Raw genomic sequence first — 11943 nt, 5'->3', positions numbered from 1 at the left:
CCGCGCCAAAGGGTAAGTTTTCGTACAGGAAAATCAGCGGTTCCGAAGGTCCGTTCCCTTTCATTTGCAGGACATTTCCTAGATCATTTCGCTCGCTTGCGCCTGCCAAATTCGGTGGCTAGTCTCGGTCCGTCACTGCTCATCAGTGATCGGGTTTAGTCGCCCGGTTCTTTCCAGGCGCACAGCGCCACCTCATTCCAGGTGTTTTCATTGCCTGAAAGTTATGGTGGCTGTGCGCAGGGCACCCTTGGGTGCGCCGGTATGCCTGGAGGCCGGTCGACTAACCTGCGTGCAGCCGCCACCCCTGGTCGTTTAGTCGCGATAACGGTTGGCTCCTATTAACTTCAGGAGTTTTACCAATGAAAAAATCTGTTCCCGATCCACCTCCCGAGACCTCCACCAACGAAACCGCCACTGACGACTCGCTCAGGGATCGATCAGCGCTCTACCGTGCCATTGATTTCTACCTCACTGGCGAGCAACCCTCACCGCCCGATGAACTGCGCTTTTACAACGTCAGCGAAGACGTAAGCTTTGAAGACACCCAGCTCTATGTCGCCGACTTGCTGCGCTGTGCTTCGGTGACCGCGTATCAGTGTGGCGATCACTTGCAAGGGGCCGACCGCGCCATGGTGTTCTCGGTCTGGCATTTGCTGGAGATTGCCAAGGCCATGGTTGATCGGTCCATTGATTGTCTGGGGATGAAGCAGGGCTGAGTTTTTGGTCGTCAGTCCTACCGTCATCGCGAGCAAGCCCGCTCCCACATTTGCTCTGCAGCGAGCACACAATTTGTGTACGACAGAGATTCAATGTGGGAGCGGGCTTGCTCGCGAATGGCTGCGAAGCAGCCCCGGGATTGATGGCGTATATTCGGCAAACCCCAATTGCCTGTGCAGCCGCTCATGAAACAGTTCCCCGACGACCTCCAACAGATCACCGCCACCACCCTGGGCCATTACAACTCGGTGGCCGAAGATTTTCGCGAAGGCACTCGTGATCACGATGTCAGCCAGAACATCGATGCCCTGTTGCGGCATATTCAGGACGAGGCACCGTTCGACATTCTCGACTTCGGCTGCGGTCCCGGCCGCGATCTGCAAACTTTCACGCGCATGGGTCATACCGCCGTTGGCCTCGACGGTTCGGAAAAATTTGCGCAGATGGCACGTGAGGACAGCGGTTGCGAGGTCTGGCAGCAGGACTTTTTGCAGCTCGATTTACCGGCCGAGCGCTTCGACGGGATTTTTGCCAATGCGGTGTTGTTTCACATCCCGCGCCAGGAGTTGCCGCGAGTGTTGAAACAATTGCGCGGGGCATTGAAACCGGGTGGGGTGTTGTTCAGTTCCAATCCTCGTGGCGAGAATCAGGAAGGCTGGAACGGGCCACGGTATGGGGCATATCACGACCTTGCGGCGTGGCAGCAACTGCTGACCGAGGCGGGGTTTGTGGAGTTGGAGCATTACTATCGGCCAGCGGGACTGCCGCGGGAGCAGCAGCCTTGGTTGGCGAGTGTTTGGCGGCGCGCCGATTGATCGTTCCCACGCTCTGCGGGGGAATGCAGCCAGAGACGCTCTGCGTCACAGCCCAGGGACGCGGAGCGTCCCGAGAGGCATTCCCACGCGGAGCGTGGGAACGATCATTAAKCGCTCGACCTTAAGCCGCCTCTTTCTTCGGCTCGCGAATCTTGTACCAGGCCACATAAAGCGCCGGCAAAAACAGCAGCGTCAGCAACGTCGCGACGATGATCCCGCCAATCATCGCGTAAGCCATCGGCCCCCAGAACGCTTCCCGTGCAATCGGGATCATCCCCAGGCTCGCGGCCGCCGCCGTCAGCAGGATAGGCCGACGGCGATGGTCGGTGGCCTGGACCACCGCGTCCCAAGGCGCATAGCCCTTCTTCTCGTACTCGTCGATCTGGGTCACCAGAATCACCGAGTTGCGAATGATGATGCCGATCAGCGCCAAAATCCCGAGGATCGCCACAAAACCCATCGGCGTGCCTGTCGGCACCAGCGCGAGCACCACACCGATCAAGCCCAACGGCGCGACGCTGGCCACCAGGAACATTTTCTGCACACTGTGCAACTGGATCATCAGGAAGGTCGCCATCAAAAACACCATCAACGGCACGACCTTGGCAATTGGCCCCTGGGCCTTGCCGCTCTCCTCCACCGTACCGCCCGTGGCGACTTTGTAACCCACCGGCAAGGTGGCGGCGAAGGCATCAATGGACGGCTTGAGGATTTTCACCAGGTCCGTCGGCTGAATTTCGTCGCGCACGGCGGCCTTGATGGTGATGGTCGGCAGACGATCCCGTCGCCACACCAACGGCTGCTCCAGTTCGTAGCGCACCGTGGCAAACGCCAGCAGCGGAATCGACGTGCCGTTCGGCGTGACGATCTGCAAGTTCTGCAGGGTTTCCGGTGTGCCGCGTTCGGAGTCCACCGCACGGCCGACCACGTTGATCAGGTAGATATCGTCATCGACCTGGGTCACAGGCGCACCACTGACGATGCCGTTCATCAGATTGGCCACGTCTTCGGAAGACAACCCCAGTTGACGCGCCTTGTCCTGTGCAATGTCGATGCGCAGCACTTTGCCCGGCTCGTTCCAGTCGTAAATGATCTCGCCGATGTGCGGGTTCTTGTCCAGCTCTGTGGCCAGGTCGATGGCGTGTCGGCGAACCTGATCGATGTCTTTACCGCTGACCCGGTACTGGATCGGACGGCCCACCGGAGGCCCCATTTCCAGGGCCTGGACATAACCGCCAATGCCGACGAAATCCTTGCGCAGGATATCGCGGATCCRCTGGCTCAAGGCGTCACGGGATTCCCCTTTACTGACGATCACCAACTGCGCGTAGTACGGATTCTGCAGTTGCTGGTCCAGTGGCAGGTAGAAACGGATCGCACCCTGGCCGATGTAGGTACTCCAGCGCACGATGTCCGGATCATCCTTGAGCTCGGCTTCGAGGCGGTCGACTGCTTTGCGGGTTTCGTCGATCGAGGCGTTTTGCGGCAGGTTCAGGTCCACCAGGATTTCCGGGCGATCCGAAGACGGGAAAAACTGGTTCTGCACGAAGCGCATGCCGAACACCGACAACGCGAAACACAGCACGGTGATGCCGATTGCCCACCAGCGATTGCGCATGCACCACAACAAGCCGCCGTTGAAGGCCTTGCCGACGCGCCCGGGTTCGCCTGTGTGAGGCTTTACGTTGGTGCTGAGGATGTGCACGCCGATCACTGGCGCAAACAGCACCGCCACCACCCACGACACCAGCATTGCACAGGCAATCACCGCAAACAGCGTGAAGGTGTACTCACCGGCAGAGCTGGCGTTCAGGCCGATCGGCACAAAACCTGCCACCGTCACCAGCGTACCGGTGAGCATCGGGAACGCGGTGGAGGTGTAGGCGAACGTGGCCGCCTGCTCCTTGGTCTCGCCCATTTCCAGGCGCGTGACCATCATCTCCACGGTGATCATCGCGTCGTCCACCAACAGGCCGAGGGCAATGATCAGTGCGCCAAGGGAGATCCGCTGCATGGTGATGCCGCTGTACTCCATGAACACAAAGACCATCGCCAGCACCAGCGGAATCGAGCACGCCACCACCAGACCGGCGCGCACACCGAGGCTGATGAAGCTGACTACCAGCACGATGATCACCGCTTCGAACAGCGCACTGGTAAAGCCGCCGACGGCCTCTTCCACCACGACCGCCTGATCGGACACGTTGTATACGCCAACCCCCACCGGCAGGTCGGCGGTCAATTGGTCGATCCGTTCATGCAACGCCTTGCCGAACGCCTGGACGTTTCCGCCCTTCTGCATGGCAATCGCCAGGCCTATGGCCGGTTTGCCGTTGAAGCGGAATTCCGGTGCTGCCGGATCCACGTAGCCACGCCTGATTTCGGCAATGTCGGCCAAACGATAGAAACGGTCGTTGAGTTTCAGGTTGACCTCAGCGAGGTCTTTCTCCGAGGCAAACTGCCCCGAGGTGCGCACCGAAATCCGCTCCGGCCCGGCCTCGATCACCCCCGCCGGGGTCACGGCGTTCTGCGATTGCAGGCTTTGCACCACCTGACGCTGATCGATGCCCAGCGCCGCGAGTTTGCGCGTGGAGAAATTCAGGTACAGCACTTCGTCCTGCTGGCCGACCATCTCGATCTTGCCCAGCCCCGGCACGCCGCGAATTTCGGCACGGGCCTGTTCCACGTAGTCACGCAACTGACGCATCGTCAGGCCGTCGGCAGTGAAGGCGTAGATCGAACCGAACACGTCACCGAACTCGTCGTTGAATCCGGGACCTTGCATGCCTTGAGGGAACTGGCCGCGAATGTCGTTGATCTTCTTGCGGACCTGGTACCAGATTTCCGGGATGTCTTTGGCATTGGTGGTGTCACGCAAGTACACGTACACCGTGGATTCGCCGGGCCGCGTGTAGCTTTTCACGTAGTCGAGAGAATCGAGCTCTTCTAGTTTTTTCTCAATGCGGTCGGTGATCTGCTTGAGGGTTTCCTCCTGGGTCGCCCCCGGCCATTTGCTCTGGATCACCATGGTCTTGATGGTGAACGAAGGGTCCTCTTCGCGCCCCAGGTTGAAATACKAGAACACACCCATCAGCAATGYGACGAACATCAGATACCAAACGAACGACTGATGCTTGAGGGCCCATTCGGAGAGGTTGAAAGGCCCTTTCATTGACTGTCCTCGTCAAATTTCACTGATTGCCCCGGTTTGAGGCTGTGTACGCCGGCACTGACAACGCGCTCGCCGTTCTTCACGCCGCCGGCCAGCACTACGGTGCTGTCGGTGCGGCTGATGACCTTCACGTCTCGGGGCGAAACGGTTTTGGTCTGTGGATCAATAACCCAGATGCGTGGTGTGCCGTCGACCTGCTGCAACGCGGTGAGGGGCAGTTCTATGCGCGGCTTGATCGCCGAACTCAGGGTGACGCTGATTGCGGTGCCCAAACGAAAGCCCGGCGGTGTTTCAGCGAGGGTCAGGCGTGCACGACGGGTGCGCGTGGCACTCTGTGCCTGGGGCTCGATTTCGCGGATGGTCGCGGTGGTATTGGTGTTCGGATCGAGTTGGGCTGCGACCAGGAACACCACATCAGTGGGCAATTGATCAACCAGGGTATCGGGCAGATCGATCACCGCTTCCTTGATGTCCGGTTGCGCCAGCGTCACCACTTGCTGGCCGGCGGTCACTACTTGGCCGGCCTCGGCGTTCCACGCAGTAACCACGGCTTTATGGTCGGAGCGCAATTCGGTGTAGGCGAGTTGATCCTTGCTCTGATTGACCGCCGCCTTGGCCTGATCCAGGGAAGCCTGAGTGGTTTTGAGTTGAGTCAGGGCATCGTCCAGCTGCGCTTGCGCGCCGACCCCGCGATCAAACAACGACTGTTGCCGCTGGGCGTTGGCCTGGGCATTGATCAGTTGCGCCTGGATTTTCGCCAGGTCACCCTGGGCTGAACGTAATTGGTTTTGCTGGTCGGAAGGATCAAGGGTAGCCAGCAGCGTGTCCTTGTCGACCTCGGCCCCGACATCGACGTTACGGCTGGCGATTCGCCCGGCTACGCGAAAGCCGGTATTGCTTTCGTAGCGCGCCTGAATGCTGCCGGCAAAACGGCCCAGATCCTCTTCGTTCAACGCCTGGACCTTGATCGACAGTACCGGACGTACCGGCTCCGGCGGTGGCTCGTTTTTGGAACAGGCGCTCAGCACCAGCCCGATAGACAACGCCCATAAAGGCTTCATGGCTTGGCACCCCCGCCCAGATCCTTGTAAGTATTTTCGGCAATCTCGACTTCCATGCCCGGGTGCAATAGCTGCCCTCCGGCGATCACGACTTTTTCCCCACCGGTGAGCCCTTTGCTGATGATGACTTTGCCTGTCAGGTACCGGCCAACCGTGACGTTATGCAACTGGGCCAGCCCCTTGTCGTCGACCAGCCAGACGGCGGGCTCACTGATATTTTTGGTCAGGGCCGACCACGGCAACTCGACCGCCGACTTGCCCGCACCCTTGGCCGTGGCGCTCACCACCGAACCCAGCTGCATGCCCGGCGGCAGGCTGTCGAGGCCGACCTTGACCTRCACCGTGCCGGACTGGGCGGACACCGCCGGAGTCACTTCACGCACGGTGCCGGTGGTTTTGATTTCGGGGTTATCAAGCAGGCTGAGGACAATGGTGTCATCCGTTGGCTTCTCGGCCAGCAGCGCCTCATAAACGTTGAACACTGCGTCCCGATCGCCATCACGCGCCAGGCTGAAAATCGGCATCGTCGCCTGCACCACCTGGCCGACTTCGGCCTGACGTTCAGTAATGATACCTGGAGCATCGGCAACCAGTGCGGTGTAGCTCAGTTGATCCCGGGCATTGGCCAACTGCGCCTGGGCGGCGCTCAAGGCACTTTGACTGCTGCGCAAGGCCGCCTGGGCCGCATCGTATTCGCTCTGGCTGGTGTAGCCCTTGGGCAGGAGTTTTTGCTGGCGCACGAATGCCGCGGCGCTCTGTTTGACCAGGGCCTGCTCGGAGACCACTTGCGCCTGGGCCGAGTCGACATTGCTCTGCAAATCCTTGGGATCGAGCCGGGCCAGCACTTGTTTGGCCGTCACCCGGTCACCGACATCGACCGAACGCTCGATGATCTTGCCACCCACGCGGAACGACAGCTGGGTTTGTACCCGGGCCTGGATGTCACCGGTGAGGGTCACTGCGGCGGCGTAATCGGCCGGTTGGACGACTTGAATGAATACCCTTGGCAGATACTCCTGAACGGGTTCTTTTTTATCGCACGCCGTCAGCAAGATGACGACGCTAAAGGCCATGATGACTTTCAATCCGGGAACCGCCATGCAAACTCCTTGGCCTTTTTTTATAGGCAATACGACAGAGAGCTTAGAACAGCGTTCCGGCCTTGCACACCCGGGCCATGAAGAAATAATTGGTAATGATTTCCGCTGAAACACTTGCCGTAGACGGCTGCGCGTACCTGACAATGCTCGCCGATTGATCTCGCCCAAGGAACCCACATGCTCAACACCCTCGCCGTGGCCAATTACCGCTCAATCAATAAATTGGTAATCCCGCTGGGTCGTTTGAACCTGATTACCGGCCCCAATGGCAGTGGCAAATCCAATCTTTACCGCGCACTGCGCCTGCTGGCGGAAACCGCTCAGGGTGGTGTGGTCAATGCGCTGGCCCGTGAGGGTGGGCTGGATTCGACCTTCTGGGCCGGGCCGGAAAACATTACCCGGCGCATGCGCAGTGGTCAAATCCCGGTCCAGGCAACGGTGAGACACAGCGTAAAGCGACTGCGACTGGGGTTTGCCAGCGAGGATTTCAGCTATTCGATCAGCCTCGGACTGCCCGATTCCAACGGCCACTTCATGCTGCCCGAACACCCTCTCCCTATTCCGTCCCGTTTCAGCCTCGACCCGCAAATCAAGCGTGAGTGCGTCTGGGCCGGGCCGATCTATCGCCCGGCGAGCCTGCTGGTGGATCGCAACGGCCCGATGATCCGTGCCCGAGCCAATCGCAGCTGGGATGTACTGGCCCAACACACGCCGAATTTCGACAGCCTGTTCGATCAGGTCGGCAGTTTGCGTTCTTCGCCGGAGGTCCTGGAGTTACGTGAATTCATCCGTCGCTGGCGCTTCTACGATCATTTTCGCAGTGACGCCGACGCCCCCGTACGCCAGCCGCAACTCGGCACGCGCACGCCAGTGCTGCATCACGACGGTCGCGACTTGGCGGCAGCCTTGCAGACCATCATTGAAATCGGTGACTCCGACGCTTTGCGAGCAGCAATCTGCGACGCCTTTCCCGGCGCGAGGCTTCACATTGAACCTCTGGCAGGCGGGCGGTTTTCCATCGAGTTTAATCAGGAAGGGTTACTGCGGCCGTTATCGGCCGCCGAATTATCGGACGGAACCCTGCGCTATTTGCTGCTCGTCGCTGCGCTGCTGACGCCACGCCCACCCACGCTGATGGTGCTGAATGAGCCGGAAACCAGCCTGCATCCGGATCTGCTGCCGGCCTTGGCACGATTGATTATCCGTGCCTCGAACCAGTGTCAGGTATGGGTGGTGTCTCATGCGCGGCGGTTGATTTCGGCATTGCAGGAAGACCCTGAATGCAATTGCATCGTGCTCGAAAAAAACCTCGGCCAGACCGGGATTGTCGGGCAGCGGATACTGGATGAACCGGCGTGGAACTGGCCGGATTAGTCCGTACTCGCGAAGGCGGCCGATAAATCACCGCATTCTGATCGTTCCCACGCACAGCGTGGGAACGATCGACGAACATTTGACTCACCCCTGCCACTTCCCACCCTCGACAATCACGCTCTCAGGCTTGGTGTCATCGCTCAGTTCCTTGCGCACRTATTGGTCATACAGYTTGAGCAGATATTTCTCCTCACCCAGCTTCGCCAACTCGGCATTCACCCAATCACGCAGTTCGATATTGCCCTTCTTCACCGCTGGCGCAATCGGTGCTTCGGCGCCCAGGGTCTGGGTCAACACGCGATAGCCAGGGTTCTGTTTGGCCCAGCTGAACAACACCAGATTGTCCTGCGCATACGCATCGCCACGACCATTGGCCAGGGCTTGCAGCGATTCGGAGTTTTTCTCGAACTTCAGCAGTTTCCAGTCCGGGTGGTTTTTGGTCAGCCAGATGTCCGCGGTGGTACCAGTGGTGACGATGGTCGTGCGCGTGGCCAGGTCATCGAGGTTTTTTACCGTGCTGGCTTGTGGCACCAAAGCCTGTACCGCGACTTTGAGGTTCGGGTTGGTGAATTCCACCGCCTCCTTGCGCTCCGGGGTGACGGTCATGTTGGCCAGGATCAGATCGACCTTGTCGCTTTGCAGAAAGGGGATCCGGCTGGCCGGCTCCACCGCGACGAACTCGACTTTGTTTTCATCGCCTAACAAATCCTTGGCGAATCGACGGCCAATGTCGGTATCGAAACCGACGTAGCGCCCGGCCTCATTGACGAAGCCGAACGGTGGCTTGTCGGTAAAGACGCCAACGATCAATTTGTCCCGGGCTTTGATTTTTTCCAGGTAGCTGGCACTGGTCGCGGCAGGCTTGGCGGGCTCTTCGGTTTTGTTGCAACCGGCCAGCAATGCGAGGCCGAGCAGCGGGAGTAGCAGCAGTGAAGTCTTGGCAGTTTTCATAGCAGTTCCAGTTCCTTTGTTTGGGTCGTTTGGGGTAATGCGGCGACGTAGGAGAACTTTTCCAGGAACTGCTGCGCTCGTGCGGTTTGCGGGTTCGTAAAGAAAATCTCGGGAGGGTTTTGTTCAAGGATTCGCCCGCCATCCATGAACACGATGCGGTCGGCCACGGCGCGGGCGAAGGCCATTTCGTGGGTGACGATCAACAGGGTCATGCCTTCGCGGGCCAGGCCCTGTATGACTTCCAGCACCTCCTTGACCATTTCCGGGTCGAGAGCGGCGGTGACTTCATCGAAAAGCATGACCTGCGGATTCATGCACAGCGAACGGACGATGGCGATGCGTTGCTGCTGGCCACCGGAGAGCTGACGCGGGAACGCATCGCGCTTGTCCGAAAGGCCCACGCGCGCCAGCAAAGCTTCGGCCTGGTCACGGGCTTCGTGGCGACCACGCCTCTGCACTTTCAGCGGGCCGAGCAGCAGGTTGTCGAGCACGTTCATGTGCGGAAACAGGTGATAACTCTGGAACACCATGCCGATCTGCTGGCGGACTTCGCGCCAGTCAGTACCCTTGTCTAGTAGTTCGCGGCCGGCAAAATTCAAGCTACCGCTGTGGGCAACTTCCAGGCCGTTGAGGCAACGCAACAAGGTACTTTTGCCGCAACCGCTGGGGCCGAGAATGACGATCACTTCGCCCGTTTTCACCTGCAAGTCGATGCCGTTCAACACTTGCTGTTCGCCGAAAAACTTGTTGAAACCCTTGAACTCGATCAATGCGCTCATGCGTGTGTCCAGCGCCGCTCCAGCACGTGCGACGCGGCCGAGAGCGGGTAGCAAATGAAAAAGAAAAACAGGAACAGTGCGCCGTAGATCAGCACCGACTCGTAAGTGCGTTCGATGATTTGCTGGCCGACCTTGATCACGTCCACCACACCGATCAGCACCGCCAGGGAGCTGGTTTTGATGATGCGCGTGTAGACGTTGAGAGTCGGCGGAGTCATGCGTTTCAACGCTTGCGGCAGCAGCACGTAGCCGTAGAGTTGCGGTCCATCCAGGCCAATCGACAGCCCCGCTTCACGCTGCCCGCGCGGCAATGAGTGCAGCGCGCCACGCACCACTTCGCCGACTTCGCTGGCGCCCCACAGCGACAACACCAGCACCGCGCACCCGAAACTCGGGAGGCTCAAACCAAAGAAAATCGGCAAGCCAAAGAACAGCAGATACAGCCAGACCAGCACCGGGATCGCCCGGAACAATTCCAGGTAGACCCGTAGGATCGCGTTCAGCCATTTCGAATTCAGCGTGCGCAACACGCCGTAGAACACGCCACCAAAGGTGCTGATGGCGATGCTCAGAAAAGAGATCGACAAGGTTTGTGCGGCGCCCTTGCCCAATTGCGGCAACGACACCCACAGCAACTCAAGACCCGAACTGGCCATTCTGGAGCCTCCTTTCCAGACGGCTGAGCAACAGCGACAGCGGCAAAAACAACAGCACGCAAATCAGCGTCAACACGGCGAGCATTTCGTAGGTTTTGTAGTAAAGCGCGATGTAGCTTTTGGTGGTGTAGAGAATTTCCGGCACCGCCACCGCCGAGACCACGGTGGTTTCCTTGAGCAGGAAAATGAAGTTGGCGAACAGCGATGGCAGGCTGAGGATGCCGGCTTGCGGCAGGATCACGTAGCGCAGCAATTGCCCGTGGGACAGGCCAATGGAGCGACCCGATTCAAGTTGCGCTTGGGGCACGGCGTCTACGCCCGCGCGCAGCACCTCCGTGAGGTAGGCGCCACCGAGAAAAGTCATGGTGATGATCGCCGCCGCGAAGCCTGAAACCTTGATGCCCAGCGCCGGCAAGGCGAAGTAGACGAAGAACAGTTGAATCAGCAGCGGCGTGTTGCGCGCGAGTTCTACATACAGGCCGACGCAGCGCTGCAGGTAAGGCGTGCGAAACACCAGAATCGTTGCGTTGAGCAACGCCACCAGCAGCGATGTGCCAATGGCGATAAAGCCGACTTGCAGCGTCACACCCACGGCCTTGAGAAACGCCGGCAGGGTGCTGAGCACAAACGCGTAATCGAAGTTCATTGAAGGTCCTGGACGCCGCTCGGTAAGCGACGGTGGCGCAGTCCATGGGTCGTGGGTAACGGCCCGGCGGATATCGACTTTAAAGGTATAAAAATAAGAATTTAAATACCGATAAAGCATATTGATATCACGCAAAAAACTATCCGGGGATTTGCTGTTGCAACGTAAGACGACTACTTTTCTTTTCGCTGCAAGGCGGGATCTTTTTTCATAATGCGCCTCCAAGGACGCACAGCTTTTGGCCAGGCTCCCCCGGCCGAACCATCACAAGGAAGGGAAAATGGCAGACGTAAAAGTGCCGCAGCGACTGGATCCGCAGGAGATCGTGAAATTGTTGGTGGCGTTGCGCAGGGCGTTGAAGGCCGGGGGGGCCTGAGAGTGTTGATCGTTCACACGCTCTGCGTGGGAATGTAGCCCGTGACGCTCCGCGTCACTGGACGCGARGCGTCCTTAGAGGCATTCCCACGCGGAGCGGGGAACGATCATAACGCACACAAAAAACGCCGACGCTATCGCTAGACGTCGGCGCTTGAAACCTTGAAAGGTTTTGATGCTGCGTCGAATCAGAACGCCGGCAGAACCGCGCCGCTGTACTTCTTCTCGATGAAGGCTTTCACGTCAGGACTGGTCAATGCCTTGGCCAGTTTCTGGATGGCTACGCTGTCCTTGTTG

General features: G+C 59.1%; 11 protein-coding genes. 3 read left to right on the top strand and 8 right to left on the bottom strand.

Annotated features, from left to right (window positions below):
• Positions 1-359: 359 nt before the first annotated feature.
• A complete protein-coding gene (locus AC1DRJ_RS11895) occupies positions 360-716 on the top strand; it encodes a DUF6124 family protein (protein ID WP_477802314.1) in 357 nt (118 codons plus the stop codon).
• A gap of 186 nt (positions 717-902) precedes the next feature.
• A complete protein-coding gene (locus tag AC1DRJ_RS11890) occupies positions 903-1532 on the top strand; it encodes a class I SAM-dependent methyltransferase (RefSeq protein WP_477802313.1) in 630 nt (209 codons plus the stop codon).
• A 121-nt stretch (positions 1533-1653) separates the two neighbouring features.
• Here AC1DRJ_RS11890 and AC1DRJ_RS11885 read toward each other — a convergent pair whose 3' ends face one another.
• From AC1DRJ_RS11885 to AC1DRJ_RS11875, 3 genes are read right to left on the bottom strand one after another with little or no spacing between them, the layout of a single operon-like run.
• A complete protein-coding gene (locus AC1DRJ_RS11885) occupies positions 1654-4704 on the bottom strand; it encodes an efflux RND transporter permease subunit (protein ID WP_477802312.1) in 3051 nt (1016 codons plus the stop codon).
• Positions 4701-5765, bottom strand: coding sequence for an efflux RND transporter periplasmic adaptor subunit (locus AC1DRJ_RS11880; protein ID WP_477802311.1), 1065 nt, complete (start codon positions 5763-5765; stop codon positions 4701-4703). The genes AC1DRJ_RS11885 and AC1DRJ_RS11880 overlap by 4 nt, the downstream gene beginning before the upstream one ends.
• Positions 5762-6865, bottom strand: coding sequence for an efflux RND transporter periplasmic adaptor subunit (locus AC1DRJ_RS11875; RefSeq protein WP_477802310.1), 1104 nt, complete (start codon positions 6863-6865; stop codon positions 5762-5764). The genes AC1DRJ_RS11880 and AC1DRJ_RS11875 overlap by 4 nt, the downstream gene beginning before the upstream one ends.
• A gap of 177 nt (positions 6866-7042) precedes the next feature.
• Here AC1DRJ_RS11875 and AC1DRJ_RS11870 point away from each other — a divergent pair, with 177 nt between their 5' ends.
• Positions 7043-8239 carry an AAA family ATPase gene (locus AC1DRJ_RS11870; RefSeq protein WP_477802309.1) on the top strand — a complete coding sequence of 399 codons (1197 nt, stop codon included), beginning with the start codon at positions 7043-7045 and terminating at the stop codon, positions 8237-8239.
• An 84-nt stretch (positions 8240-8323) separates the two neighbouring features.
• On the opposite strand, the gene AC1DRJ_RS11865 is transcribed toward AC1DRJ_RS11870, so the two are convergent.
• The 5 genes from AC1DRJ_RS11865 to AC1DRJ_RS11845 all read right to left on the bottom strand — a co-directional run.
• Complete coding sequence (locus AC1DRJ_RS11865) at positions 8324-9190, bottom strand: transporter substrate-binding domain-containing protein (RefSeq protein ID WP_477802308.1); 867 nt, start codon at positions 9188-9190, stop codon at positions 8324-8326.
• Positions 9187-9969 (bottom strand): amino acid ABC transporter ATP-binding protein, encoded by a 783-nt coding sequence (locus tag AC1DRJ_RS11860; RefSeq protein ID WP_477802307.1) that lies wholly within the window; start codon positions 9967-9969, stop codon positions 9187-9189. Before AC1DRJ_RS11860 ends, AC1DRJ_RS11865 begins: the two co-directional genes overlap by 4 nt.
• On the bottom strand, positions 9966-10625 hold the full coding sequence (locus AC1DRJ_RS11855) for an amino acid ABC transporter permease (RefSeq protein WP_477802306.1): 660 nt from the start codon (positions 10623-10625) through the stop codon (positions 9966-9968). Before AC1DRJ_RS11855 ends, AC1DRJ_RS11860 begins: the two co-directional genes overlap by 4 nt.
• Positions 10606-11271, bottom strand: coding sequence for an amino acid ABC transporter permease (locus AC1DRJ_RS11850; protein ID WP_477802305.1), 666 nt, complete (start codon positions 11269-11271; stop codon positions 10606-10608). Before AC1DRJ_RS11850 ends, AC1DRJ_RS11855 begins: the two co-directional genes overlap by 20 nt.
• Positions 11272-11834: 563 nt before the next feature.
• Positions 11835-11943 (bottom strand): MetQ/NlpA family ABC transporter substrate-binding protein (locus AC1DRJ_RS11845; protein WP_477802315.1); only part of this gene is annotated, 109 nt, incomplete at its 5' end.

The organism is Pseudomonas sp. P5_B2, from assembly GCF_056400445.1.
Note: the sequence above shows the minus strand (reverse complement) of the source record. Positions and strands in the feature narration are given on the sequence as shown.

Bases quoted from the DNA above. Each gene is read 5' to 3' on its own strand.
- AC1DRJ_RS11895 (WP_477802314.1), top strand. From the start codon at position 360: ATGAAAAAATCTGTTCCCGATCCACCTCCCGAGACCTCCACCAACGAA.
- AC1DRJ_RS11890 (WP_477802313.1), top strand. From the start codon at position 903: ATGAAACAGTTCCCCGACGACCTCCAACAGATCACCGCCACCACCCTG.
- AC1DRJ_RS11880 (WP_477802311.1), bottom strand. From the start codon at position 5,765: ATGAAGCCTTTATGGGCGTTGTCTATCGGGCTGGTGCTGAGCGCCTGT.
- AC1DRJ_RS11870 (WP_477802309.1), top strand. From the start codon at position 7,043: ATGCTCAACACCCTCGCCGTGGCCAATTACCGCTCAATCAATAAATTG.
- AC1DRJ_RS11860 (WP_477802307.1), bottom strand. From the start codon at position 9,969: ATGAGCGCATTGATCGAGTTCAAGGGTTTCAACAAGTTTTTCGGCGAA.
- AC1DRJ_RS11855 (WP_477802306.1), bottom strand. From the start codon at position 10,625: ATGGCCAGTTCGGGTCTTGAGTTGCTGTGGGTGTCGTTGCCGCAATTG.
- AC1DRJ_RS11850 (WP_477802305.1), bottom strand. From the start codon at position 11,271: ATGAACTTCGATTACGCGTTTGTGCTCAGCACCCTGCCGGCGTTTCTC.